Source organism: Xanthomonas citri pv. mangiferaeindicae, from assembly GCA_002240395.1.
Classification (GTDB): Bacteria; Pseudomonadota; Gammaproteobacteria; order Xanthomonadales; family Xanthomonadaceae; genus Luteimonas; species Luteimonas citri_A.
This window is the reverse complement of the sequence record CP016836.1, coordinates 198,253-224,457: the sequence shown is the minus strand read 5'-3', so window position 1 is coordinate 224,457 and position 26,205 is coordinate 198,253. Positions and strand designations below refer to the sequence as shown.

Genomic DNA, 26,205 nt, shown 5'->3' with positions numbered 1-26,205 from the left:
CTGGCCTACCCGGCTCAGTGGTCGCGTTCGATGGCCTGCCGGCCGAGTTCGGCCAGCGGTGCGGCGGCATCGCCGAACGGTGCCAGCGCCTCGCGCATGCGCGAGGCGAGCTCGGAGAGCCGCGCGCGCGAGGCGTCGGCGCCGATCAGCGCAGGGAACGTCGCCTTGTCCTGGGCCACGTCCTTGCCCGCGGTCTTGCCCAGCGTCGCGCTGTCGCCCTCGATGTCGAGCAGGTCGTCGCGGATCTGGAAGGCGAGGCCGAGTGCGGTCGCGAACTCGTCGAGCCGGGCGCGCGTCGCGGCATCGACGTCGGCGGCCAGTGCCCCGAGCGCAACCGCCGCACGCAGCAGCGCGCCGGTCTTGAGCGCGTGCAGACGTTCCAGGCCTGCGATGTCGCGCGCACCGCCGCCGCCGGTCGCGGCCAGATCGATCGCCTGGCCGCCGCACATGCCCAGCGCGCCCGATGCCGATGCCAGCCGCGCGACCATCGCCAGCCGCGTTTCGGCCGCAAGTGGCGCCTCGGCGAGCACCGAGAACGCCAAGGTCTGCAAGGCGTCGCCAGCGAGGATGGCGGTGGCTTCGTCGAAGGCGACGTGCACGGTCGGCTGGCCGCGACGCAACGCGTCGTCGTCCATCGCCGGCAGGTCGTCGTGGACCAGCGAATAGGCGTGCACGAGTTCGACCGCGACTGCCGGCGCATCGGCCTGCGCGGGCGCGGCGCCGAAGGCCGCCGCGGTGGCGTGGACCAGCAGCGGGCGCATGCGTTTGCCGCCGAGCAGCACCGCATGACGCATCGCTGCATCCAGCCGCGGTTCGCCGCCTGCGGCGGTGTCGAGTGCGCGCTGCAACGCGGTGTCGGTGCGGGTGCGCCAATCGCCGATGCGAGCGGCGATCTCGCCGACGGAATCAGGCATCGGGATCGTCGACCTGCTCGCCGCCGAACGGCTGGCTGCGCTCGGGGGCGGCCGGGTCGCTGAGCAGGCGCACGCGCTGTTCGGCGTCCTCGAGCGCCTGGCGGCAGCGGCGGTACAGGCCGACACCGCGCTCGTAGGCGCCGAGCGATTCCTCCAGGCTCAACTCGCCGCCCTCCATGCGTTCGACCAGGGCTTCGAGCTGGCCCAGGGCGTTTTCGAAGTCGGCGACCGGGGACGGATCCTGGGCGGGCGGGGCGGGCGTGGAAGCGGATTTGGCCATGCCGCGATTCTAAGCGATGACGCCTGGGCGAGGGCTGAGTGCGGCCCTCACCGCAGCGACAGATCGTCCGGTTCGTCGTGTGCTGTCGCTGCGTGCTCCCAACGCAAGCGGCGGCCGCCATCGCGCAGCCAGGCTTGGAATGCGCCGTCGAGGACGAGGTCGCCGGCCGCGAGCAATCGGCCACTGGCATCGACCAGCAGCGGTAATCGTTCGCGACGCCAGAGCGGTACCGCGCGATCCTGCAGTACGTGCTTGAGCGTATGCGAATGCGTCCGGCCGGGCAGTACGATCCGCTCGCCGCCGCGCCGGGCCCGGACCTGCCAATCCAAGGGCGCGTCCGGCGGTGGCCCGTGCAGGTGCAGCCGGTCGCCGCCGGGCAGCGTGAGCGGCGCAGTGCCGGCCCAGTCGACGGCGAAATCGCGCGGCAGCGGTGCGCGCTGCGCCCCTGCGTGCAGCAGGTCGCGCCAGCGCTGCAGTCGGCACCCCGCCCAGTCGAACTGGGGGCTGCGATCCCCGGCAGGCGCTTGCAGTGTGGCCTCGCACCAGGCGCTGCCCTGGCGCGGCAGCGGCGGCAGGCCCAGCGCCGCGATCCAGCGCCGCAGCACGCGCGCACGGCGCGCGGTCGGCAGGGTCCGCAGCCGGGCCATGTCCAGCGTTGCCGGGTCGGACGTGCGCACCTTGGCCAGGGCGGCGGTGTCTTCGTCGTCGAGCAGGGCGACCGTCGCGTGCTGCAGCGTCGCGACATCGGCCAGCACGGCGTCGGCCTGCGGCCAGCGTGTGCGCAGCAGCGGCAGGACGCGATTGCGCAGGAAGTTGCGGTCGGCGTCGTCGGCGGTATTGCTCGGATCTTCGATCCAGTGCAGTCCGTGGCGCATGGCATAGGCCAGCAGGTGCGCGCGCGGGACCGCCAGCAACGGCCGCCACAGCCAGCCTGTGCCGAAGGGCCGCAGCGGCCGCATCGCCGCCAGGCCGTCGGGACCGGCGCCGCGCAACGCGCGCAGCAGCACGGTCTCGGCTTGGTCGTCGCGGTGATGCGCGAAGACCGCGACCGCGGCCGGCGGCAGCCGGGCCTGCAGCGCGGCATGGCGGGCCGCGCGTGCCGCCGCTTCCAGACCCTCGCCGCCCGCGCGCACGACCGTCACGCGCAACACGTCGCAGGCGATGCCGAGCGCGGCACAGACGGCCTCGCAATGCGCGGCCCAGGCCTCGGCCTGCGGCTGCAGGCCGTGGTGCACATGCAGCGCGACCAAGCCGCGTGCGCCCACGCGCGCATCGTGCGCGAGCAGGTGCAGCAGGGCGGTCGAGTCGAGGCCACCGCTGAACGCCACGTGCAGCGGTCCGTCGCCGGGCGGCGCGGGCAGCGTCGGGTCTGGGAACGGCGCGGACATCCGCGCATGGTGCCACGCGACCGGAATGCAGCGATCCGACCGCGTGGTCGCGGAGGTGGGGGCGCTGGGCCTACAGTCGGCGACCCGCCTGCAGGAACCTGCAATGTCCGACTTGTTCTCTCCGCTGGCGCAACGCGCGCTGACGTTGCGTAACCGCATCGCGGTCTCGCCGATGTGCCAGTACAGCGCCGTCGACGGGATGCCCGACCACTGGCATCTGGTGCACCTGGGCAGCCGCGCGGTCGGCGGCGCCGGCCTGGTGATCGCCGAGGCCACGGCGGTACTGCCCGAAGGTCGCATCTCGCCCGACGATGTCGGTCTGTGGAACGACGCGCAGACGCAGGCCTGGGCGCCGATCGCGGCGTTCGTGCGCGCGCAGGGCGCGGTGCCGGGTGTCCAGTTGGCGCACGCCGGTCGCAAGGCGAGCACCTACGCGCCGTGGCGGGGCCATGGCGCGGTTGCGGAGGCTGATGGGGGCTGGCAGGTCGTCGCGCCCTCGGCGTCGGCCTACAGCGCGCGCTATCCCGCGCCGGTCGCACTCGATGCCGATGGCATCGGCGGCGTCGTCGCGGCATTCCGCGCGGCCGCGCAGCGTGCGCTCGCCGCCGGTTTCGAGCTGGTCGAACTCCACGCCGCCCACGGCTATCTGCTGCACCAGTTCCTCTCGCCACTGTCGAACACGCGCGACGATGCCTGGGGCGGCAGCTTCGAAGGCCGGACGCGTCTGGTGCTGGAGGTCGTCGATGCGGTGCGCGAGGTCTGGCCCGAGCGCTTGCCGCTGTGGCTTCGGCTCTCGGCGACCGACTGGGTCGAGGGCGGCTGGGACATCGAGCAGAGCGTCGCATTGGCGCGCCTGCTGGCGCCGCGCGGGGTCGACCTGCTCGACGTGTCGTCGGGCGGCCTGTCGCCCGACCAGAAGATCGAGGTCGGTCCCGACTATCAGGTGCCGTTCGCCCGCCGCATCCGCGCCGAGGCCGGCATCGCGACCGGTGCAGTCGGATTGATCACCACGCCCGAGCAGGCCGAGCGCATCGTCGCCGACGGCGACGCGGACGTGGTGCTGCTGGCGCGCGAGTTGCTGCGCGATCCCTACTTCCCCAGGCGCGCGGCCCAGGTGCTGGGCGCGGCGCTCGAACCGCCGGCGCAGTATCAGCGCGCCTGGTGACGGCGCGCGTCGTTCGGGGCGTGCGGTGCGGACGGGCGGATACCCGTCCCGCCGCGGTCACGCCGCCTCGTAGGCGCCGTAGCTGCGCAGACGCTCGTAGCGGCGCTGCAGCAGGGTCTCGACCGGCAACTGCTCGAGCTGGTCGAGCTCGTTCATCAGCACCGCCTTGAGCCGCGTCGCGGTCTGTCGAGGATTGCGGTGCGCCCCGCCGATCGGCTCGCGCACAACCTTGTCGATCAATCCCAGCTGCTTGAGCCGCTTGGCGGTCAGGCCGAGCTGTTCGGCGGCATCGCGCGCCTTGGCCGCGTCCTTCCACAGGATCGACGCGCAGCCCTCGGGCGAGATCACCGAATAGGTGCTGTATTCGAGCATCACCGTGCGGTCACCCACGCCGATCGCCAGTGCGCCGCCCGAGCCGCCTTCGCCGATGACGGTGCAGATGATCGGGATGCGCAGCTCGGCCATCTCCATCAGATTGCGCGCGATCGCTTCGGACTGGCCGCGTTCTTCGGCGCCGATGCCCGGATAGGCACCGGGCGTGTCGATGAAGGTCAGCAGCGGCAGCTTGAAGCGCTCGGCCATCTTCATCAGCCGCAGCGCCTTGCGGTAGCCCTCCGGCCGCGGCATGCCGAAGTTGCGCCGCACCTTGGTCTTGGTGTCGCGGCCCTTCTGGTGGCCGATGATCATGACGCTGCGCCCATCGATGCGGCCCAGGCCGCCGACGATCGCGGCATCGTCGCCGTAGGCGCGATCGCCGGCCAGTTCCTCGAACTCGTCGCAGAACGTGCGGATGTAGTCGTTGGTGTAGGGCCGCTGCGGGTGGCGCGCCAACTGCGAGACCTGCCACGGGGTCAGGTCGCGGAAGATGTGCGCGGTGCGCTTGCGCAGCTTGTCGCGCAACGTGGCCAGTTCGGCGTCGATGTTGACGGCCGGGCCATCGCTGGCCTGGCGCAGTTCCTGGATCTTGGCTTCCAGGTCGGCGATGGGCTGCTCGAAATCGAGGTAGTTCGGGTTCATGACGCGCCGTCGGGTGACTTGGGGGAAAGTGTAGCCGACCGGCCCCCGGCGCCCCGTACGGCGGGGTGCGTTGGGGTGGCCGGGCGGTCGGGCCTCACCGGGGCAGGACCAGCGCGCCGGCGCCCATCAGCCGCGCGTAGAGGTCGATGAAATCGTTGTAGGCCTGATTGTCGGCGGGGCTCTGGTCCACGTGCAGCATCGCGGTCGCGCCGGTGATGGCCATCATGGCCTCGTGCGAGCGCTTGCGCACCGCCTCGCAGTCGCCCGCATCATGGACCTGCAGGCGCTGCGCATACGCCTCGCGCAGCGGCGCCGAATGGGGCTCGAACGTCTGCGGCAGCGGCGGCAGCTCGGCCGGCGCGGTCTCCAGCGCCCGTGCCGGCTGCACGTAACCGTCCGGGTGCAGCCGCGCGAACTCGCCTTGACGGTCGCTGGCGTCCTCGATGTAGTCGATGAAGGCCTGCGGGGTGAACAGCTTGGTGCTGATCTTGCCGCCGTTCTCCGGAATCCGCGCCACGGTCTGTTGCTTGGGGAACGCCTCGCGGACGCCGAAGTCCCAGGTCCGGTCGATGAACAGGCCGGTGTACTGCTCGAAGGGCCCCTCGTAGACCGCATCGCCGAGTTCCACGGTGGCGATCGCCGCGCCGAAGTTGCGCAGCTTGGAGGCGTCGGCGACATAGATCTCGCGGGCCAGCACGTAGTCCGACAGGGTCGGGTTGATCAACGTGCCACGCTCGGCGCCGCAGACCGAGATCCGGACCTCGCCGGTGCGGTCGGTGCGCAGCGTGTGCGGACCGGCGTCGAGTTCCAGCGCCGCGCTCGTGCCGGCCGCCACCTCGTGGGTCTTGCCGTCGATAGTGACCTTGACCGGCGTGTCGGTGGGGTTGTCGATCTCGAAGGAGGGCGTGGAAGGGCTGCAGGCGGCGAGCAGCAACACTGCGCTCGCCGCGGCGAAGGATCGGATCATCGTCGTCTCTCTGGGACGGGGGAGGGGGTGGGCCTTCAGCCAGCCCGGTTCAGTGCGCCCATGGCTTGCTCATGTCGAGCCGGGCGACCCGCACGCCCGGCTGCGCGCGCAATGTGCCGGGTAGCTCGGCGTCGGCGCGGATGCCATGGCTGCCGTTGACCTCGAGCGTGCCGGCCGCGCCGGCGGGCAGCAGCAGGTCCAGGCGCAGCGCAGTCTTGCCGGGCCGGTGTTGCGCCAGCACCTGTTCGATCCGCGCCATCGTGCCGGGCACGCGCAGGTCCAGGCGCAGCGACAGCCGACGCGCGTGCTCGGGGCAGACCGCGTGGAAATCCCAGCAGCGCTTGACCCGCAGCGCGAAGCCACCGCTGAACTCGTCTTCGCGCAGGCCGCCCTCGACGATCAGGATGCGGTCGCGGGTCAGCAGGTGCGCGTATTCGGCGCTGGTCTCGGAGAAGAAGCCGCACTCGAGCCGGCCACGGCCGTCCTCGAGCAGCACGAAGGCCTGCGCATCGCCGCGCTTGCGCATCGACGACACCTGACCGGCGACGATGACCTGGGTCTCGGGCCTCCAGCTGTTGCCGCCGGCCTTGGCGTCGCGCGCCGCCCACAGGCTGTCGAGCTGGCCGAGGTCGGTGCCCACCAGCGCCTGCAACTCCTCGCGGTAGGGGTCGAGCGGATGGCCGCTGAGGTAATGGCCGAGCGTCTCGCGTTCGCCGTCGAGCTTCTGCCGCAGCGGCCATTCCTCGCATTCGGGCAGATCGATGTGCAGCACATCGTCGCCGCCCATGGCGCTGCCGAACATGTCGACGATGCCGGCGCTGCGGTTGCGCGCGAGCTGGTCGGTGGCCTTGATCGCCTCGGGCAGTTGCAGCATCAGCGAGGCGCGGTTGCGGCCCAGCGCGTCGAGCGCGCCGGCATTGATCAGCGCTTCGAGCGTGCGCTTGTTCAGGCGCTGCGAGTCGACCCGGCGGCAGAAGTCGAGCAGGTCGGTGTAGACCCCGCCACGCTCGCGCGCCTCGACCACGTTCTCGCAGGCGCCGCGGCCCACGCCCTTCACCGCGCCCAGGCCGTAGCGGATCGTCGTCGGGTCGATCGCCTCGAACATGTAGGCCGAGGCGTTGACGTCAGGCGGCAGCACCTCCAGGCCCATCGCCCGCGCCTCGGTCAGAAAGCCGGTGACCTTGTCGGTGTTGTCCATGTCCGAGGACAGCACCGCGGCCATGAACTCGGCCGGGTAGTGCACCTTGAGCCACGCGGTCTGGTAGGCGACCAGCGCATAGGCGGCCGAGTGCGACTTGTTGAAGCCGTACTCGGCGAACTTCTCCATCAGGTCGAAGATCGAGGTGGCGACCTTGGGGTCGACGCCGTTCGCGGCCGCGCCGGCCTCGAACTTGGCGCGCTCCTTGGCCATTTCCTCGGCCTTCTTCTTGCCCATTGCGCGGCGCAGCAGGTCCGCGCCGCCCAGCGAATAGCCGGCCAGGACCTGGGCGATCTGCATCACCTGTTCCTGGTAGACGATGACGCCGTAGGTGGGCGAGAGCACCGGCTCGAGCGAGGGGTGCGGATAGGTCACGTCCGTGCGGCCGTGCTTGCGGTCGACCCATTCCTTGTCCATCCCCGAACCCAGCGGGCCGGGACGGAACAGCGCCGCGAGCGCGATGATGTCCTCGAACGTGTCGGGTTGCGCGCGCTTGAGCAGTTCGCGCATACCGCGCGATTCGAACTGGAACACCGCGACCGTATCGCCGCGAGCGAACAGCTCGTAGGACGCGACGTCGTCGAGCGGCAGCGCGGCGATGTCGAGTGGCGCCTCGCCGGCGGCCGCGCGCCGCCGATTGATCGCCTTGACCGCCCAGTCGATGATGGTGAGCGTGCGCAGGCCCAGGAAGTCGAACTTCACCAGGCCCACCGATTCCACGTCGTCCTTGTCGAACTGGGTGACCGGGTTGCGGCCGCGGCCGCCCTCGTCGTGTTCGGCGAACAGCGGGCAGAAATCCGACAGCGGCGAGGGCGCGATGACCACGCCGCCGGCGTGCTTGCCGGCGTTGCGGGTCAGGTCCTCGAGCTGCAGCGCAAGATCCAGCAGGTCGCGGACATCGTCCTCGTCGTTGTAGCGCGCGATCAGTTCGTCCGAGCGCCAGGCATCGTCGCTGCGCGACTTCTCGGTCCGGCCCAGCGCATCCTCCAGGCCGATGCCCAGGGTCATCGGCACCAGCTTGGAGATGCCGTCGACCATGCCGTAGGGAAAGCCCAGCACGCGGCCGGTGTCGCGCACGACCGCCTTGGCGGCCATCGTGCCGTAGGTGATGATCTGGCTGACGCGGTCGCGGCCGTACTTGGCGGCAACGTAGTCGATGACCTCGTCGCGCCGGTCCATGCAGAAGTCGATGTCGAAGTCGGGCATCGACACGCGTTCGGGATTGAGGAAGCGCTCGAACAGCAGGTCGTAGGGCAGCGGGTCGAGATCGGTGATCTTCAGCGCCCAGGCCACCAGCGAGCCGGCGCCCGAACCGCGGCCCGGACCGACCGGGATGTCGTGCTCCTTGGCCCACTTGATGAAGTCCGAGACGATCAGAAAGTAGCCCGGGAACCCCATCTTGCAGATGACGTCGAGCTCGACGTCGAGCCGCTCGAAATAGCTTTCGCGGGTGTGCCCGGGCGCCAGCGGATACTTCGCCAGCCGCTCCTCCAGGCCCTCGCGCGACTGCACCCGGATCCAACTGTCGAGGGTTTCCTCGGCGGGCACCGGATAGGCGGGCAGGTAATAGGTGCCCAGGCGCAACTCGAGGTTGCAGCGCTGCGCCAGCGCCAGCGTGTTGTCGATCGCGTCGGGCGCATCGGCGAACAGCGCGGCCATCTCGTCGGCCGACTTGAAGTATTGCTCGCGGGTGTACAGCTTCGGCCGTCGCGGGTCGTCGAGCACCCGACCGGTGGCGATGCACACGCGCGCCTCGTGCGCATCGAAGCCCTCGGCATCGAGGAAGCGCACGTCGTTGCCGGCCACCACCGGCAGCGACAGATCGGACGAGACCTGCATCGCGAGCGCGTTGTGGACGGTTTCCTCGTCGAAGCCGCAGCGGGTGAGTTGCAGGAACAGCCGCTCGTCGAACACCTCGCGCCATTGCGCGTACCACTGCCGTGCCAGGTCCTCGCGGCCGCCGGTGAGCAGCCGTGCGGCCGGGCCATGGCGGCCGGCGATCGCGAACAGGCCGGCATTGCACTCGCGCAGCCAGTCGGGCCGCACCACCACGCCGTCGGTCCGGTGGCCTTCCATCCAGGCCCGCGTGAGCAGACGCGACAGCGACAGGTAGCCGTCGTGGTCGCGGCACAACAGCGTCAATGTCGAAGTCGGCTCGTCGCCTTCGGCCAGCGAGATGTCGGCGCCCATGACCGGCTTGATGCCGGCGCCTTCGGCCGCGCGATAGAACTTCACCAGCGCGAACAGATTGTTGCGGTCGGTCAGCGCGACCGACGGTTGCCCGAGCTCGGCGCAGCGTTTGACCAGCGCCTTGATCCGGATCGTCGAATCGGCGAGCGAGTATTCGCTGTGGACGTGGAGGTGGACGAAGCGCGCGGGCATTGCAGGGGCGAGGCGGCCGGAGCGTCAGGGTAGGGCCGGGGCCGGGGGCGGACAAGGCTTGACAGCCGGGCGACCGCGGCGCGGCGCGGCCGGGCGGCCGCCGCGGGGAGGTCGGCGTTCAGGCCAGCACGGGCGTGTCGAACAGATCCGCCAGTGCGGGCGCCGTGGGCGCGGGCGCAAGCAGCCGAGACACCGGCGCGAAGCTGCGCCGGTGGTGGATACACGGGCCGTGGCGCTCGAGCGCGGCGAAATGCGAGGGGGCGCTGTAGCCCTTGTGGCGATCGAAGCCGTAGGCCGGGAACTGCGCATGCAGCGCGACCATCGCGCGGTCGCGCGCGACCTTGGCCAGGATCGAGGCGGCCATGATCGCTTCCTCGCTGGCGTCGCCGCCGACGATCGCACGCGCCGGGCACGGTAGCCCGGGCGGCAGCCGATTGCCGTCGACGAGCACGCGCTCGGCGGCCGGGGCCAGCGCCTGCACCGCGCGGGTCATGCCGGCGTGCGTGGCGTGGTAGATGTTGATGCGGTCGATTTCCTCGACGCCGACGAACTCGATCCGCCAGGCCAGCGCGCGCTCGACGATCTGCGGATACAGTGCCTCGCGGCGCTTTTCGGTCAACTTCTTGGAATCGTCGAGGCCGGCGATCGGGCGCTTGGGATGCAGCACCACGGCCGCGACCACGACCGGGCCGGCCAGTGGGCCGCGCCCGGCCTCGTCGACGCCGGCCACGCGCAGGCGCCGGGTCATCGCAGCGCCCCTTGTTGAGGGGCGACCGGCAAGGCCGGCGGCGCGAGCTGCGCCACGGCCTCGGCGGCGCTCGCCGAGGCGCCCTGGCGCAACTGCAGGTGCAGGTCGCGGTACACCGGTTGCAGCGCGGCGCGGGCCGCCGGATCGTCGAACCAGTGCAGCACCGCGTCGGCCAGCCGCTCGGGCGTGCAGTCCTCTTGGATCAGTTCGGGCACGATCGTGCGGCCGGCGAGCATGTTCGGCAGCGAATAGCGGTCGACCTTCATGAGCTTCAGCAGGCGCACGACGAATGCCGTGCTCGGCGCGATGCGATAGCCCACGACCATCGGCCGCTTGGCCAGCAACGCCTCGAGGGTCGCGGTGCCCGAGGCCAGCAGCACGACGTCGGAGGCGACCATCGCGGTGCGCGCCTGACCGTCGAGGACCCGCACGTGGAGTGCGGCGAACCGCGGCTGCGCCAGCAAGGCGTCGATCGCTGCGCGGCAGGCGGCATTGGCCGCGGGCACGACGACGCGCAGTCCCGGCAGCGCGGCCGCGACGCGCGCGGCCGCGTCGAGGAACACCTCACCCAGTCGGGCGATCTCACCCAGCCGGGAGCCCGGCAGCACCGCCAGCACCGGCGCGTCGCCGTCGAGCGCAAGCGCCCGGCGCGCGGCCTCGCGGTCGGGTTCGAGCGCGAGCATCTCGGCCAGCGGATGGCCGACGAAGCGCGCATCGACGCCGTGCGCGGCGTAGATCGGCGGCTCGGTGGGGAACAGGCACAGCACTCGGTCGGCGCTGCGTCCGATCTTCGCCGCGCGGCCCTGGCGCCAGGCCCAGATCGATGGGCTGACGTAGTGCACGGTGCGGATGCCGTGCTGCTTGAGCGTGCGTTCGAGCCCGAGATTGAAGTCCGGTGCGTCGATGCCGACGAACACATCCGGCCGCCAGGCCAGCAGACGCGTGCGCAGCGCGCGGCGCAGCCGCAGCAAGCGCGGCAGATGCCGCAGCACCTCGCTCAAGCCCATGACCGCCAGTTCCGAGGCGTCGTACCAGGTCGTCATCCCGGCCGCGCGCATCGCATCGCCGCCGACGCCGACGCACTCGATATCAGGGTGGGCCGCCCGCAAGCGTTCGATCAGCCCCGCACCGAGCAGGTCGCCGGAGGCTTCGCCGGCGACCAGTGCGACGCGAAGCGTGGGCTCGGCGGCGCGCTGGGACGGCGGGGGCGTCTGGATTGGGGAGTGGGGATGCGACACGGCAGATCGAGGGCGTTCGGACCCGGGCATTGTGCCCGCTCGATGCCCGAATCCCGAAGTCCCGATCCGGGCCTCAGCGCAGCAACGGCCGCTCGCCGGCGTCGATGAACGCGAGCATCGCACGGACATCGGCGCTATCGCGCGCCCATTCCGCCAGTCGAGCGCGGGCGGCCTCGAGCGGCTCGCCCGAGACGTACAGCGCACGATAGGCACGCTTGATCGCAGCGGTGCGCTCGGCATCGAAGCCGCGGCGCTTGAGGCCCTCGGCGTTGATGCCGCGCGGGCGGCCGTAGCCGTCCTGGGCGACCATGACGAACGGCGGCACGTCGCCGTTGACGAATGCGCCCATGCCGATGAATGCGTGCGCGCCGATCCGGCAGAACTGGTGGATGCCGACGAAGCCGCTGAGGATGACGTGATCGCCGACCTCGACATGGCCAGCCAACGTGGCGTTGTTGGAAAACACGCAGTGGTTGCCGACGATGCAGTCGTGGGCGACGTGGGTGTAGGCCAGCAGCCAGTTGTCGTCGCCGATGCGGGTCACGCCGCCACCGTCGCCGGTGCCGCGGTTGATCGTGACGAACTCGCGGATGGTGTTGCGATCGCCGATGGTCAGCTCGACCCGCTCGCCGCGGAACTTCTTATCCTGCGGTTCGCCGCCGATCGCGGCATGGCCGTGGACGCGGTTGTCGTGCCCGATCATGGTCGGGCCGTGGATGCTGCAATGCGGCCCGATCACCGTGCCATCGCCGATCTCGACCTCGGGGCCGATGATCGTGAACGCCCCGACGCGCACGCCGGCGCCGAGCTTGGCGCCGGGATCGACGACGGCCGTGGCGTGGATCGCGGCCTCGGTCATCGTCAGTCCTTCACTTCCGCGCACAGGATGTCCGCGCACGCGGCCTGCTGGCCGTCGACGCGGGCGATGCCGCTGTAGAGCGTCATGTTGCGGATCTCGCGCTTGATGCTCACGTCCAGCTCCAGCCGGTCGCCAGGCACCACCATGCGCGAGAACTTCGCCGCATCGACCTTGACCAGGTACGACAGCGCGCCCTCGCTGGTGCGGCTGCGGCTGAGGTGGCTCAGGATGCCGCCGGCCTGCGCCAGCGCCTCGATCACCAGCACGCCCGGCATCACCGGATGGTCGGGGAAATGGCCCTGGAAGAAGTGCTCGTTGGCCGAGACGTTCTTGTAGCAGAGCACGCGCTTGCCCGATTCGAACTCGACGACGCGGTCGACGAGCAGGAACGGGTAACGGTGCGGCAGCAGCTTGCGGATGCCGCCGATATCGATCGGCAGCGTCAGGTCCAACGTCATTCATCCCCCTTTGCGCGCGCGCCGATGCGGCGGGCGAGCGAATCGAGCTGGCGGATCCGCACGGCATTCTTGCGCCATTCCCGAGTGGGCTGGGCGGGAATGCCGGACGAGTACTCGCCCGGCTCGGTGATCGAAGCCGACACCATCGTCATCGCGTGGACGACGACCTTGTCGCAGATTTCAAGATGGCCGGCCACGCCGACCTTGCCGGCCAGCATGCAGTAGCGGCCAATGCGGGTGCTGCCGGCGATGCCGACGCAACCGGCGATCGCGGTATGCGCGCCGATGTGGACGTTGTGCGCGACCTGGATCAGGTTGTCCAGGCGCACGTCCTCCTCGATCACGGTGTCCTCGAGGGCGCCGCAGTCGATGGTGGTGTTGGCGCCGATATCGCTGTCGTCGCCGACCACCACGCCACCGAGCTGGGGCACGTTGAGCCAGCGGCCGGCCTCCATCGCCAGGCCGAAGCCGTCGGCGCCGAGTACGGCGCCGGGATGGACGGTCACCCGCTTGCCCAGGCGGACGCGCTTGACCAGCGACACGCGCGCGACGAGCCGCGCGCCTTCGCCGACTACGCAGTCTTCGCCGATCGTGCAGCCCGGCCCGATGGTCGCGCCGGCGGCGATCACGCTACGCGCGCCGATCGTCGTCAGCGGGCCGACCGATGCGGTGGGATCGACCGACGCGGTCGCATCGACCACGGCGGACGGGTGCACGCCTGCGGGCGCGTCGGCACGCGGCGCGAACAGCGCGGCGATCTTCGCGTAGGCGACATAGGGATCGCGCGCGATCAGCGCCGTGCCGGTGAACCCTGCGACATCGGCCTCGCGCAGCACGACGATGCCGGCCGCGGTGTGCTCGAGCTGCGGCCGGTAGCGGGGATTGGACAGGAAGGCCAGCCGGTCGGGACCGGCGGCCGCCAGCGTCGCGACCCCGACGACGGCAACGTCGGGATCGCCGTGGACGGTCAGCGCGAAGCGGTCTGCGAGTGCGCGGGCGGTGAGGGGAGCATGAGCGGTCATCGGTCCGGGCGGCTCAGAACGCGCCGCCGAACGTGAACTGCAGGCGCTCGAGCTCGTCGCCGCCGCGGATCAGTTCACCCGAGCCGCCGCGCACTTCCTTCTGGCTGCGCAGCGGATAGGCGTAGCTGATCGAGATCGGACCGACCGGCGCGCGCCACATCAGCGCCACACCCGCCGAGGCGCGCAGTTCCTTGGCTTCCCAGGAATCGACGTCGCGGAACACGTTGCCGAAGTCGACGAACGCCGAGATGCGCGCGGCAGGCGACTTGATCAGCTGCGGGAAGAACATCTCGAACGAGCCGACGGTCTTCACCGCGCCGCCGATCGGCTGCAGGTAGCTGCTGGCGAACGCGGTCTCGCGCGGGCCCAGGGTGTTGTCGCGGAAGCCGCGCACCGAGCGCGCGCCACCGGCGTAGAAGTTCTCGAAGAACGGCAGGCCGGTGGCGGTGACCGTGCGCACGTAGTCGGGCGAGGTGGGCTCGCACGGCGCGCTCGGGGTCGGGTTGGGGTTGGCTTCGGTCGACGGCACGTAGCAGATGTTGCGCACGATGTCGTCGCCATAGCTGTCGCCGTAGCCGATCTCGGCGCGGGTGTTGAGCACCAGGTAGCGGTTGATCGGCCAGTACTTGGAGATCTCGTAGTTGAGCTTGAAGTACTCGGCGGTCGAGCCGGGCAGGGTGGTCTCCAGCGAGACGCGCTGCATCATGCCGCGGGTGGGCTGCAGATAGTCGTTGCGGGTATCGCGGGCCCAGGCCAGCTCGCTGCGCCAGGCGTGGAAGGTGCGCGAACCGAAGGCCTCGATGTAGTTGACGATCGATTCGGGCGAGGAGCCGCGCCAGGCGAAGATCTGGTTGCGGTCGGCGCCGAACAGCAGCGAGATCGAGTCGTTCTCGGTCAGCGGGATACCCAGGATGGCCTGGCCGGCGGCGCTGGTCGAGGAGTACTGCGCGGTGTTGAACTCGGAGTTGTCGAACTCGCGCCACCACAGGTTGTAGCCCAGCGACATGCCGCCGTCGGTGAAGTACGGATTCATGAACGAGAACGAGTAGCGCTGCAGGTAGACGTTGCGCTGCGCCTCGACCGACACACGATTGCCGCTGCCCAGGAAGTTGTTCTGCGACAGCTGCACCGACGTGGTCACGCCGGCCAGCTGCGAGTAGCCCAGGCCGAACACGAAGCTGCCCGAGGTGGTCTCGGTCATGTTGAAGACGACGTCGACCTGGTCGTTGCTGCCCGGCACCGGCTGGGTCTCGACGTTGACGCTGCCCGACTCGAAGTAGCCCAGGCGCTGCAGGCGGACCTTCGAGCGGTCGATCGCGGCCTGCGAGTACCAACTGCCCTCGAACTGGCGCATCTCGCGGCGGATCACCTCGTCGGAGGTGCGGTTGTTGCCCTTGAACTGGATGCGGCGCACCTGCACGCGCGGGCCGGGCACGACCTGCAGGTTGATCGCCACGGTGCGGTTCTCGCGGTCGACCTCGGGGATCGGGTTGACCTGCGCGAAGGCGTAGCCGATGTTGCCGAGCGTGGCGGTGATCGCGTCCGAGCTCAGCTCCAGCAGCGCGCGCGAGAACACCTGGTCCTTCTTGACGAAGACGCGGCTCTCGATCTCCTCCTTGGGCAGCACCGTGTTGCCGGTGATCTGCACGTCCGACACCTTGTAGATCTCGCCTTCGGTGATGCCGGCGGTGATGAACATGTCGGCCTTGTCGGGGCTGATCGCGACCTGGATGCTGTCTTCGCTGAAATCGATGTAGCCGCGGTCGAGGTAGAAGTTGTGCAGCTTCTCGCGGTCGCCTTCGAGCTTCTCGCGCGAGTACTGGTCGTCTCGGCGATACCAGCTGAGCCAGTTGGATTCGCCCGATTCCCAGTTGTCGGTCAACGTCTCGAGGTCGTAGACCTCGTTGCCGACGATGTTGATGTGGCGGATCTTGGCCGCCTTGCCTTCCTCGATGTTGATTGCGATGTCGACACGGTTGCGATCCAGCCGCGAGACGGTCGGGGTGATCTTGACGTTGTACTTGCCGCGGTTGTTGTATTGGCGGACCAGTTCCTGGGTCACGCGGTCGAGATCGAGGCGGTCGAAGGTCTCGCCTTCCGACAGGCCGATGTCGTTGAGGCCCTTGGTCAGGTCCTCGGTCTTGATGTCCTTGTTGCCGTTGAGCGTGAGCCGGTTGATCGCCGGACGCTCGGTCACGGTGAACACCAGGATGTCGCCCTGGCGTGCGACCTGGATGTCTTCGAAGAACCCGGTGCGGTAGAGCGCGCGGACCGCCTCGGAGATGCGGGTCTGGTTGACCGCGTCGCCGCGCTCGACCGGCAGGTACGTGAACACCGTACCCGCACCGATGCGCTGCAGGCCGTCGACACGGATGTCGCTGACGGTGAAGCTGCTGGCGGCCGGCGGCGCGAGCGGCGGCAGCGCCGCGGCGGGGGCTGCAGGTGCGTTGGCCGTCGTCTGGGCCCAGGCCGGAGCGGCGATCACCGCGGCGAGGGCGAGGGCGAGCAGGCGGCGGTCGGGGATACGCGTCATTCTTCGGGTCCGGGTAGGGGAGGGAGTCCGGCGCTGCGCGGCGGAAACCAGGTCGGGGCGGTCGTCTAGCGCACCAGTTGCAGGATGTCGTTGTAGAACGCCAGGCCCATCAGGCTGGCCAGCAGGGCCAGGCCGACGTACTGCCCGGCCACCATCGTGCGCTCGCTCACGGGGCTGCCTTTGACCAACTCGATAAGGTAATACAACAGGTGGCCCCCATCCAGCAGGGGGATCGGGAGCAGGTTCAGGATCGCCAGGCTCAGCGACAGCAGGGCGAGAATCGTCAGATACCAGGCCGGGCCCTGCTGGGCGTAGGTATTGGCGGCTCGGGCGATGGTGATCGGACCGGCGACGGTGTTCTCCAGCGCCACCCGGCCCGAGAACGCCCGACCGATCATGCCGACCAGTTGTCCGGCCAGATGGCCGACTTCGCGCACCGCGACCGGCGCGGCGGCGATCACGCCGTAGCGCTGCATCGCATCCTTCGGCGGGGGCTGCAGGTTGCGCGGGGGCGCGATGCCCAGCGCCCAGTACTGGCCGCGGCCCTCGGGCAGGTCCATGCGCCCGGGCGTGATCTCCAGCGCCAGCCGCTCGCCGTCGCGGGCGACCTCGATCATCGCCGCGCCGCCGCGCTCGCCCAACTGCTCGACCAGCGGGCCGATGTCCTCGAACGCGCGCACCGGGCTGCCGTCGATCGCGGTCACGCGATCGCCCGCGGCGAGGATGCCCCAGGCCGCGCTGTCGGGCTCGACCCGCCCCACCAGCGGCGGCACCAGCAGATGCCGCGGCAGCAGGCCGATGGCCTGGGTGAAGCGGCGCTGGTCGAAGTCGTCGGGCAGCTGGGACAGGCGCAGGTCGCGCACGACCTGACGGTTGCTGGCATCGGTGACGTGCAACGCGATGTCGCGATGGTCGAGGGCGGCCGGCAGCAGCGCCTGGTGAACTTCCGACCAGGTCGGGGTGGCCCGGTCTCCGACCTGATCGACGCGGTCGCCGGGGCGCAGGCCCGAGGCTTCGGCGATGCCGGTGCTCTGGCCCACCACCGGCGCGTAGTCGGGGCGACCGATCACGAACATCGCCCACAGCAGTAAGACGCACAGCAGCAGGTTGGCCAGCGGGCCGGCAACGACGATCGCGATGCGCTTCCACACCGAGGCCCGGTTGAAGGCCTGGGCGGCCTGGTCGGCCGGGACTGGGCTCTCGCGCTCGTCGAGCATCTTCACATAGCCGCCCAACGGCAGGATCGCGATCTGGTACACGGTGCCGTCGCGCCCGCGGCGCGACCACAGCGGGCGGCCGAAGCCGATCGAGAAGCGCAGCACCTTGACCCCGCAGCGGCGCGCGACCCAGTAATGCCCGAACTCGTGGAAGGTCACGAGCACGCCGAGGCTGACGATCAGCCACCACACCGAGCCGAGAAATTCAGACATCGCGCACGCTCAATGGACCACGCCAGAATCGATCGCCTGCCCAGCGGCCCGCCGGGCTTGCGCATCGGCATCGCGCAACACGTCCAGCGAATCGGCGGGCAGGGTGGGGAGCGCGGCGAGCACATGCTCGACCAGCGCCGGAATGGCTAGAAAACGAATCCGTCCCTGAAGAAAGGCTGAAACTGCGACTTCGTTGGCGGCGTTCAGCAGCGCCGGTGCCGTGCCGCCAGCGACCAATGCCGCACGCGCCAGCGCCAGACAGGGGAAGGTGTCGGTGTCGGGCGCCTCGAAGTCCAGCCGGCCATGCTGCAACAGGTCCAGCCCCGACACGCCTGAGGCGATCCGTTCCGGGCTGCCCAGGCCGACCGCGAGCGCGGTGCGCATGTCCGGCAATCCGAGCTGGGCGAGGGTGGAACCGTCGATGAACTCCACCAGCGAATGCACCAGGCTTTGCGGGTGCACCAGCACGTCCAGGCGCTCGGACGGCGTCGCGAACAGATGGTGAGCCTCGATCAGCTCCAGGCCCTTGTTCATCAGGGTCGCAGAGTCGACCGAGATCTTCGGTCCCATCGACCACTTGGGGTGGGCGACAGCCTGGGCCGGGGTCACCTGCGCCAGCGCTGCGCGGTTGCGGCCGCGAAACGGACCGCCGGAGGCGGTCAATACGATCCGCGCCACGCCGCTGCGATCGCCGTCTGCGGGCAGGCACTGGTGGATCGCGTTGTGCTCGCTGTCGATCGGCACGATGACCGCGCCGGCTTCGCGCGCGGCGCGCATCATCAGATCCCCGGCCAGCACCAGCGATTCTTTGTTCGCCAGCAGGACCCGCTTGCCGGCACGCAGCGCGGCGAGCGTGGAGTCGAGCCCGGCGGCGCCGACGATCGCCGCGACGACCGTATCGCAGGCTTGGGGGTCGACCGCGAGTGCATCGAGCGCGGCCATGCCGGCGTGCGCCTGCGTGCGCAGACCGGCCGCGTGCAGCCCGGAGCGCAAGGCCTCCAGAGCCGACGGGTCGGCAATCACCGCGTGGTCGGGCCGATGCGTGGCGCACAGCGCGACCAGCGCGGCCACGTTGCTGCCGGCCGCGAGCACGCTGGCGCGCAGGCGCTGCGGGTGCCGGGCGATGACGTCCAGCGCCGAGGTGCCGATCGAGCCGGTCGCGCCGAATATGGCGACGCGGCGGATCATGGGGTGTCGGCCCGGCAGGGCAGGCCGCGAAGTCGGGCGGTCATCGTGTTCAGAAGCCGAGCCAGATCTGCCCGAACGCGAACACCGGCAACGCGGCGAGCACGCTGTCGATCCGGTCGAGTACGCCGCCGTGGCCAGGGATCAGGGTGCCCGAGTCCTTGGCGCCGGCCTGGCGCTTGAGCAGGCTTTCGAACAGGTCGCCGACCACCGAGGCCAGCACCGTCAGCACTGCGACCGCGGCCACCAGCGGCAACTGGGCGAGCTGCGCGCCGGCCAGCGGCGCGAAGGCCAGTGCGACGACAAGGCCCGCGACGATGCCGCCGGCCAGCCCTTCGACGGTCTTGTTGGGGCTGATCCGCGGCGCCAGCTTGCGACGGCCGAAGCGGCGGCCGGCGAAATAGGCGCCGGTGTCGGTGGCCCAGACGATCGCCAGCGCCAGCAGCAACCAGCGGTTGCCGTGCTCGCCGCCCTCGTTGGCGTGGATCACGCACAACGCCGCCCACGCCGGGATCACCGCCAACGTCCCGGCGGCGAGCTTGAGGATCCGCCCGCGGGCGTCGGGTTCGGCGGCGAAATCGTAGCGGCGCAGCCACAGTGCCGCCGCCAGCCACCACAGCACGCCGACCATGGCCAGCATCTTGAGCAGCACCAGCGAGCCGCCGCCGGTGGCCGACCCCCAGACGATGGCGACCATCAGCAGCAGGTTGAGCAGCAGCAGCGCGGTGCGCGCGAGGGTGTCGTCGACACCCGCCAGCCGCAGCCATTCCCACAGAGCGGCGAGGAACACGATGGCCGAAACCGCCGCCATCCATGGGGTATTGAGCAGCAGCACGGCGGCGATGGCGGTCGGCGCCATCAGCAGCGCGGCGAGGATGCGCGTGCGTGTCATTCGATGCTCTCCTTGGGCGGCGCGGTCTCGGCGATCTGCTCGCCGGTCAGGCCGAATCGGCGCTCGCGCGAGCCGTAGGCGGCCAGGGCCTGTTCGAGCTCCGTCACGCCCAGTTCCGGCCATAGCGTCGGCGTGAACCACAGTTCGGTATAGGCCAGCTGCCACAGCAGGAAATTGCTGATGCGCAGGTCGCCGCCGGTGCGGATGAACAGGTCCGGTGCCGGCAAGTCGGCCAGGGCGACCCGCGCGCCGACCGCTGCCTCGTTGATGTCTTCGGGGCGCAGACGGCCCGCGGCCACATCCTGGGCCAATGCACGCGCCGCCATCGCGATGTCCTGCCGGCCGCCGTAGCTTGCCGCGACATTGAGCGAAAGCCGGGTATTGCCGGCGGTCTGCGCTTCGGCTGCGGCCATGCGCGCGCCCAGCGCCTCGCCGAAACGCGTGCGCTCGCCGATGAAGCGCAGCCGCACGCCACGGCGGTGCAGCTCGCCGACTTCGCGATCGAGCGCACCGAGGAACAGCTTCATCAGTGCGCCGACTTCGTCCTCGGGCCGTCCCCAGTTTTCGCTGGAGAACGCGAACAGGGTCAACGCCTCGATGCCGCGTTCCAGGCAGAAGTCGATGCACAGGTTGACCGTCCGCGCACCGGCGCGGTGCCCGATCGCCCGTGGCCGCCGCCGGCGCGCCGCCCAGCGGCCGTTGCCGTCCATGATGACGGCGATGTGCCTTGGGACCGGGTAATCGGGGTTGGGAAATGGGGAATCGTTCAAGAGCGGTCCGTCTGCATCGCAGCGTGCTGCGGAAGGGGGGAGCGACGCAGGACTCGGTTCCCGATTCCCGTCGTCCGATTCCCGGCTGTTCAGACCGCCATCAGTTCCTGTTCCTTGGCCTTGACCACGTCGTCGACGTCCTTGATCGCCTTGTCGGTGATCTTCTGGATCTCGTCCTCGCTGCGGCGCACGTCATCCTCGGAGACGAGCTTTTCCTTCAGCAACTCCTTGACCTGCTGGTTGGCATCGCGGCGGATGTTGCGGATCGCGACCTTGGCGTCCTCGCCCTCGCCATGGACGACCTTGGTCAGGTCGCGGCGGCGTTCCTCGGTCAGCGCCGGGATGTTGAGGCGGATCGTGGTGCCGGCGGTGTTCGGGGTCAGGCCAAGATCGGAGCCCAGGATCGCCTTCTCCACCGCGCCCACCATCTGCTTTTCCCAAGGGGTGATCGTCAGCGAGCGGGCATCGGTCACAGTGACGCTGGCGACCTGCGTCAGCGGCATGTCCGAACCGTAGTAGTTGACCTTCAGGTGGTCGACCAGGGCAGTCGAGGCGCGGCCGGTGCGGACCTTGACCAGAGCGTGGCGCAGGGCCTCGACGCTCTTGGCCATGCGGGTCTGGGTGTCTTTCTTGATGTCGTTGAGCATGCGCGCCCCCGGTCCGTGTGCTGAATCGGGGGATTATAAGCGGCCGGGACGGGCGCGGGGCGGCGGGTGCCCGGCGCCGGCCGGCAGGTTCAGCCGCGTCCCTGGACCAGCGTGCCGATCGGCTCGCCACGCAGGATCCGCAGCAGCACGCCGGGCTGGCCCATGTCGAAGATGCGCAGCGGCAGGTCGGAATCGCGGGCCAGCGCGAAGGCCGCGGTGTCCATGACCTCCAGGCCCTGGCCCAACACCTCGTCGTAGGTCAGGCGGTCGTAGCGTTTGGCGCCGGGCACCTTCTTGGGGTCGGCGTCGTAGACGCCGTCGACCTTGGTCGCCTTGAGCAGCAGGTCGGCGCCGATCTCGATCGCACGCAGCGCAGCCCCCGAGTCGGTGGTGAAGAACGGCGTGCCGACGCCGGCGGCGAAGATCCCGATCCTGCCCTTTTCCAGGTGGCGGATCGCGCGACGACGGATGTAGTCCTCGCAGACGTCGTTGATCTTGATCGCGCTCATCACCCGCACGCGTGCACCGCGCTTCTCCAGCGCGTCCTGCATCGCCAGCGCATTGATGACCGTGGCCAGCATGCCCATCTGGTCGCCGGTCACCCGGTCCATGCCGCCGGCAGCCAGTCCGGCGCCGCGGAAGATATTGCCGCCCCGATGACCAGGCCGAGTTCGGCGCCGGCCTTCTGCGCCTCGATGACCTCTTCGGCCAGCCGCCCGATCACCTTCGGGTCGATGCCGTAGTCCTCGTCCCCCATCAGCGCCTCGCCGGACAGCTTGAGCAGGACGCGGCGATAGGCGAGCGGTGAGGTCATGGCGAACTCCGGAGATTGGGGGCGCGTGAATTCTAGAAGATCGACGCCATTCGCGCTTCCCTGGTGTGTCGCATTTTTCGCGCAGGACGGGGCGAAACGGCGGGGGGTGTTCGCATGCCCTTGATCGACGGCTTGCTAATCGCAGCCCTTGTCCATCGAAAGAGAGCGTGCCATGCCGGAGAAGAAGACCACCGCCCGTGCCGCGAAAGCCAAGCGCGAGGGCAAGTCCGCCAGCACCCAGGCCGGCGAGTTCGTTCGCGAGGAGATCGAGCACGTCCGCGAGGGCAAGCATGGCGCCAAGTCCACCAAGCAGGCAATCGCGATTGGCCTGTCGAAGGCGCGGCGCGCGGGGGTCGATGCCAAACCGGGCAAAACCGCGTCCAAGGCGACCAAGAAGAAGGCGGCCCAGGACTCGGAGAAGGCCGGCACCACCAAGAAGCCGTCCGCGGCCCGCTCGCGCGGCGCCAAGCAGGCCCTCAAGACCGCAAGCAAGAAGACGTCGGCCAAAAAGGTCGCTGGCAAGAAAGCGCTGTCGGCCCAGGCCAAGAAGGCAGCGACCAAACGCACCGCAGCCGACCGCTCGGCGGCAGCGAAGAAGGCGGCCAAGACCAAGGGGGCCGCCGGTCGCAAGGCGGCCGCCAAGAAGGCCGCACGCACCCGCAAGCAGGACTGAAGGGAAGACGACCGCGCATGTCAGGCGGCCGGTCGGCGCGGTATCGAGATGGGCGTCGCGGTGCCGGAGCGAGGCGGGTGCTCGTTCGTTCCGGACGCGACGGGCCGTGCGATGCGTGGCATTGCACGGCCGCGCAAGCGCCGGCTCAGTCGGGCGTCGCGTCGCTGTCGCTGTCGGAGGCTTGGCGCTCGGCATCCGGCGACGCCGCTTCGACGGTGCCATCGGCCTTGACCCGGCGGACGAATGTCGGGCCGGTGGTCAGCGCCGGATCGTTGCCCTCGGCCGATGGGTTGTTGTCGTGCGCGTAATCGGCGCCGCGGGCGGCGATCCGATCGTTGACCGCGACATTGTCGGCCTGCTGTGGCTGGTCGGGATGGACATCGGAGCCGGCATCGGGTTTGCGCGACATGGCAGCGCTCCTCAAAGGCGGGGTTGCCATGGTGGCCAGCCGGCATGCGAGAGGGACGTGAATCGCTTGTTCGTGGGTGTCGCAGGGCGTAGCTTGTGTATCGGAGAGCGCGACAAGATGCACACGGCGTCTGTGTCCATCCTCGTATCGTGAGCGGCTGCCGCCAAGCGGTGTCCACTGCCGTCGGATGCAGTACTCAGCGCGTGGCCAGGCCACGAGGAGCCGGGAATGCCGAAGGAACAGGCCATGGAGCGTGAAGGGAGGCGCTGGAGGTCGGTCGCGACCGTGCGCGCGATCGGGCTGGCGCTTGGGTTGGCGATGAGTGTCGGTCTGATCGTGTTGTTGCTGCTCGATCGGCAGACACGCATGCGGGCCGCCGATCGCCAGAGCCTGACGATGGCGACCGGTGTGGACCGGTTGCTGCATCTGGAACTGCGCAACATCGAGCGTGCACTGGGCGGCATTGCGGCTGATGTCGGCGATGACCCGGTGCCCGTGCTGGTACAGGAGGCGATCGCCGGAGTGGTCGCGCGCCACGCCGAGATCGCATCGATCGTACTTTACGACGCGCACGGGCGCGCGCTGTCGGGCGGCCCCGATGCGCCCGCACTGCGTGTATGGCAAGGTGCCCCGCATCCGGCCCGACGGGACTACGCCTGGGCGCCTTGCAGCGCGGCGACGCCGGCTGGGAGCTGCCGCTCGTGCTGCCCGATGGCCGCGGCCGTTGGCTGGTGGCCAGGCTGCTCACCCGCGAGTTCGATGCGATGACGGCGGGTTTCGACCTCGGTCGTCACGGCAGCATCGTCATCTACACCCATGATGGCCTGGTGGTGTCGCGCTTTGGTCCCGGGCCGTCCCAGATCGGCCAGCGGGTGGTGTTGCCCGCCCCGGCCGCAGCGCATGGCGCGCGCTTCAACATCCTGCGGGTCAGTCAGCTCGACCGCATCGAACGGGCAACGGGTTTCAGCCGAACCAGTGACTACCCCTTCGTCGTCAGTGGCGGGTTGAGCGTGCGCGAGGTGCTGGCGCCATGGCGCGTCTACGTCGGGACGGCGCTGGCGCTGGTGGTGATCTACTGGATCGCACTGGCCGCGGTGTTGGCCCGGTTGCGCGCCAACGAACGGGCCCAGGCCGGTCTGCTGGCCGAGATCGAGACCCAGACTCGCTGGTTGCGCCAGGCGCAGCTGGCCTCGCAGATCGGTGTGTGGCGGCTCGAGGCCGGCGACGACCGAGTGCGCGTCACCGATGAGATGGCGGCACTGTTCGGCCTGGTGCCCGAAGGCGGCACCATTGCACTCGACGCGTTCTTCGCGCGCATGCACCCCGACGACCGTGCGCGCAGCTTCGAGCAGTTCAGCGATCTGCGCCGCAGGCGCGAGCCCTATGAGCAGGAGTTCCGGGTGGTGCTGCCCGACGGGCGCATCCGCTGGCTCAAGGGCAGTGGGGCGACCGTGTCCGACGGCGGTCGCGAGGTGATGACCGGGACGGTGATCGACATTACCGAGCGGCGTGATGCGCAAATGCGGATCGAGCGTGCGGAGATGGAGTTCCGTCAGCTGTTCGAGCGCAATCCGTTGCCGGCCTGGCTCTACGACGTGCGCACGCTGGACGTGCTCGCAGTCAACGAAGCGGCGATCGAGGTCTACGGCTACAGCCGCGAGACCTTTGTCGGCATGCGCGTGACCGACCTGCTCGCGCCCGAAGACCGCGACGCCGGTACCGAGGTGATCTTGCGCCGTGGTGAGGGGAGCAGTGAGCGGACCTGGACCCTGGTCACGCAGGGCGGGCAGCGGATCGATGCGCGCGTGCACGCCCGCGACATCGAGATGGACGAAGGGCGCGCACGGCTGGTGCTGGCCGAGGATATCGGCGCGCGGCTGGCCTACGAGCGCGAACTCGCCTGGCGCGCCAGCCACGACCCGGCGACCGGCATGCTGACGCTCACCGCGCTGGCCGAGCAGCTCGATGCGCAGTGCGCAGTGCGCCCGTGCAGCGGATTCGCGGTCGCCTATGTGCACCTACGCGATCTGGAATTGATCGCGCCCACCCTGGGACGCCGGACTGGCGAGGCGGTGCTGCGCGAAGCGGCCGGCCGTTTTGCGCGGATCGCCGAGCGCTATGGGCTTGGCGGCCACGCACCGCCCGAAACCTTTGCGATTGCCGCCTTCGATCCTGCGGACCTGCCGGCGCTGGTCGAGGAGCTGATGGCGGCCAGCCAATCGCCCGTGGAAGCCGACGGCGGCATGTTCCCGCTCGAGGCCTGGATCGGGCTGGCCGACGGGCCGTGCGAGGACGGTGGCGCCGAGCACGTCATCGCGCACGCTGCGCTCGCAGCACTGCAGGCCCGGCGCGAGCGTATCGCGGTTGTGCGCTACGGCGACGCCATGGCCACGCAGGCGGCCGAGCGCCTGGCCCTGGTGCGGCGCCTGCGCAAGGCCTTCGACCAGCGCCAGTTCGAGCTGTTCTATCAACCGATCCATCGCTTGCGCGACGGTGCAGTGGTGGCGTTCGAGGCATTGCTGCGCTGGCGTCAGGAGGACGGCAGCTTCGTGCCGCCGGCGCAGTTTGTGCCGCTGTGCGAGGAATCGGGCCTGATCGTGCCGATCGGCGCGTGGGTGATCGAAGAGGCTGCGCGCGCGAGTCGGCGGCTATCGGATGCGGGCTCGGACGTGGCGATCGCGGTGAACGTATCGGCGGTGCAGTTCGAGGCCGGGTTGCCGCTTGATGCGATCCGCGCCCTGCGCCAGTCCTATGCGCTGCGACCGGGCGTGCTACACCTCGAACTGACCGAGAGTGTGCTGCTGCGCGATCCTGACGCGGTGCGTGCGCAGATGGGCCGGTTGCGCGACGAGGGGGTCTGTCTGTCGATCGACGATTTCGGCACCGGCTTTTCGAGCATGGCGTACCTGCGCGAGTTGCCGCTCGATTCGCTGAAGATCGACCGTGCCTTCGTTCGCGACGTCGTCGACGATGCGCGCAGTGCGGCGATCTGCCGGGCACTGATCGACCTCGGGCACGGCCTGGGGCTTTCGATCATCGCCGAGGGCGTGGAAGACGCAGCGCAGCGCGACTGGTTGACGGCCCACGGTTGCGATCAGGCGCAGGGCTACCACTTCGGACGGCCGCAGCCACTGGACGCGGCGCTCGCGCTGCTCGCTCAGGCCGAGTGACCTGAGGCATTGCCGGCCCCGGGTCGCGGGTCGGCACAACTGGCGT

The 26,205-nt window shown here is 69.9% G+C and carries 22 protein-coding genes and 1 pseudogene; 4 read left to right on the top strand and 19 right to left on the bottom strand.

Going from position 1 to position 26,205, the window contains the following annotated elements; translation table 11 throughout:
• Positions 1-14 precede the first annotated feature (14 nt).
• From BEN78_01035 to BEN78_01025, 3 genes are read right to left on the bottom strand one after another with little or no spacing between them, the layout of a single operon-like run.
• Entirely contained in the window at positions 15-914 is a 900-nt protein-coding gene (locus tag BEN78_01035; GenBank protein ID ASR42204.1) for a geranyl transferase, read from the bottom strand.
• Complete coding sequence (locus BEN78_01030; protein ASR42203.1) at positions 907-1,194, bottom strand: exodeoxyribonuclease VII small subunit; 288 nt, start codon at positions 1,192-1,194, stop codon at positions 907-909. The genes BEN78_01035 and BEN78_01030 overlap by 8 nt, the downstream gene beginning before the upstream one ends.
• Positions 1,195-1,241: 47 nt before the next feature.
• Entirely contained in the window at positions 1,242-2,582 is a 1,341-nt protein-coding gene (locus BEN78_01025; GenBank protein ASR42202.1) for a tRNA lysidine(34) synthetase TilS, read from the bottom strand.
• 103 nt (positions 2,583-2,685) lie between these two features.
• Between BEN78_01025 and BEN78_01020 the strand changes: the two genes are divergently transcribed.
• A complete protein-coding gene (locus BEN78_01020) occupies positions 2,686-3,747 on the top strand; it encodes an oxidoreductase (GenBank protein ASR44813.1) in 1,062 nt (353 codons plus the stop codon).
• 57 nt (positions 3,748-3,804) lie between these two features.
• Here BEN78_01020 and BEN78_01015 read toward each other — a convergent pair whose 3' ends face one another.
• From BEN78_01015 to BEN78_00945, 15 genes and pseudogenes are all read right to left on the bottom strand, one after another.
• Positions 3,805-4,764, bottom strand: coding sequence for an acetyl-CoA carboxylase carboxyltransferase subunit alpha (locus tag BEN78_01015; GenBank protein ASR42201.1), 960 nt, complete (start codon positions 4,762-4,764; stop codon positions 3,805-3,807).
• A 94-nt stretch (positions 4,765-4,858) separates the two neighbouring features.
• Positions 4,859-5,731, bottom strand: a complete 873-nt coding sequence (locus BEN78_01010) for a hypothetical protein (GenBank protein ASR42200.1) — start codon at positions 5,729-5,731, stop codon at positions 4,859-4,861.
• A gap of 49 nt (positions 5,732-5,780) precedes the next feature.
• Entirely contained in the window at positions 5,781-9,311 is a 3,531-nt protein-coding gene (locus tag BEN78_01005) for a DNA polymerase III subunit alpha (GenBank protein ID ASR42199.1), read from the bottom strand.
• A 118-nt stretch (positions 9,312-9,429) separates the two neighbouring features.
• Positions 9,430-10,059 carry a ribonuclease HII gene (locus tag BEN78_01000; protein ID ASR42198.1) on the bottom strand — a complete coding sequence of 210 codons (630 nt, stop codon included), beginning with the start codon at positions 10,057-10,059 and terminating at the stop codon, positions 9,430-9,432.
• On the bottom strand, positions 10,056-11,327 hold the full coding sequence (locus tag BEN78_00995) for a lipid-A-disaccharide synthase (protein ID ASR42197.1): 1,272 nt from the start codon (positions 11,325-11,327) through the stop codon (positions 10,056-10,058). The genes BEN78_01000 and BEN78_00995 overlap by 4 nt, the downstream gene beginning before the upstream one ends.
• Positions 11,328-11,370: 43 nt before the next feature.
• Positions 11,371-12,156, bottom strand: a complete 786-nt coding sequence (locus tag BEN78_00990; protein ASR42196.1) for an acyl-[acyl-carrier-protein]--UDP-N-acetylglucosamine O-acyltransferase — start codon at positions 12,154-12,156, stop codon at positions 11,371-11,373.
• Between the two features lie 2 nt (positions 12,157-12,158).
• Positions 12,159-12,614, bottom strand: a complete 456-nt coding sequence (locus BEN78_00985; GenBank protein ID ASR42195.1) for a 3-hydroxyacyl-[acyl-carrier-protein] dehydratase FabZ — start codon at positions 12,612-12,614, stop codon at positions 12,159-12,161.
• Complete coding sequence (locus BEN78_00980) at positions 12,611-13,636, bottom strand: UDP-3-O-(3-hydroxymyristoyl)glucosamine N-acyltransferase (GenBank protein ASR42194.1); 1,026 nt, start codon at positions 13,634-13,636, stop codon at positions 12,611-12,613. Before BEN78_00980 ends, BEN78_00985 begins: the two co-directional genes overlap by 4 nt.
• A gap of 13 nt (positions 13,637-13,649) precedes the next feature.
• On the bottom strand, positions 13,650-16,169 hold the full coding sequence (locus BEN78_00975; GenBank protein ID ASR42193.1) for an outer membrane protein assembly factor BamA: 2,520 nt from the start codon (positions 16,167-16,169) through the stop codon (positions 13,650-13,652).
• A gap of 65 nt (positions 16,170-16,234) precedes the next feature.
• Complete coding sequence (locus BEN78_00970) at positions 16,235-17,599, bottom strand: RIP metalloprotease RseP (GenBank protein ID ASR42192.1); 1,365 nt, start codon at positions 17,597-17,599, stop codon at positions 16,235-16,237.
• 9 nt (positions 17,600-17,608) lie between these two features.
• The gene (locus tag BEN78_00965; GenBank protein ID ASR42191.1) at positions 17,609-18,787 is read right to left on the bottom strand and encodes a 1-deoxy-D-xylulose-5-phosphate reductoisomerase; all 1,179 of its coding nucleotides are present in this window, start codon (positions 18,785-18,787) and stop codon (positions 17,609-17,611) included.
• Between the two features lie 49 nt (positions 18,788-18,836).
• The gene (locus tag BEN78_00960) at positions 18,837-19,676 is read right to left on the bottom strand and encodes a phosphatidate cytidylyltransferase (GenBank protein ID ASR42190.1); all 840 of its coding nucleotides are present in this window, start codon (positions 19,674-19,676) and stop codon (positions 18,837-18,839) included.
• The gene (locus BEN78_00955) at positions 19,673-20,386 is read right to left on the bottom strand and encodes a di-trans,poly-cis-decaprenylcistransferase (protein ID ASR42189.1); all 714 of its coding nucleotides are present in this window, start codon (positions 20,384-20,386) and stop codon (positions 19,673-19,675) included. The genes BEN78_00960 and BEN78_00955 overlap by 4 nt, the downstream gene beginning before the upstream one ends.
• A gap of 149 nt (positions 20,387-20,535) precedes the next feature.
• Positions 20,536-21,093: a ribosome recycling factor gene (locus BEN78_00950; protein ASR42188.1), complete on the bottom strand. Its 558-nt coding sequence runs from the start codon at positions 21,091-21,093 to the stop codon at positions 20,536-20,538.
• 89 nt (positions 21,094-21,182) lie between these two features.
• Positions 21,183-21,907: pseudogene (locus tag BEN78_00945) on the bottom strand (UMP kinase).
• A 172-nt stretch (positions 21,908-22,079) separates the two neighbouring features.
• On the opposite strand from BEN78_00945, the gene BEN78_00940 reads away from it, so the two are divergent.
• Positions 22,080-22,580 (top strand): DNA-binding protein, encoded by a 501-nt coding sequence (locus BEN78_00940; GenBank protein ASR42187.1) that lies wholly within the window; start codon positions 22,080-22,082, stop codon positions 22,578-22,580.
• Positions 22,581-22,725: 145 nt separating this feature from the next.
• Here the strand turns inward: BEN78_00940 and BEN78_00935 are convergent, their stop codons facing one another.
• On the bottom strand, positions 22,726-22,989 hold the full coding sequence (locus BEN78_00935; GenBank protein ASR42186.1) for a hypothetical protein: 264 nt from the start codon (positions 22,987-22,989) through the stop codon (positions 22,726-22,728).
• A 318-nt stretch (positions 22,990-23,307) separates the two neighbouring features.
• Here BEN78_00935 and BEN78_00930 point away from each other — a divergent pair, with 318 nt between their 5' ends.
• Complete coding sequence (locus tag BEN78_00930; protein ID ASR42185.1) at positions 23,308-23,757, top strand: hypothetical protein; 450 nt, start codon at positions 23,308-23,310, stop codon at positions 23,755-23,757.
• Complete coding sequence (locus BEN78_00925; protein ID ASR42184.1) at positions 23,655-26,159, top strand: hypothetical protein; 2,505 nt, start codon at positions 23,655-23,657, stop codon at positions 26,157-26,159. Before BEN78_00930 ends, BEN78_00925 begins: the two co-directional genes overlap by 103 nt.
• Positions 26,160-26,205: the final 46 nt, after the last annotated feature.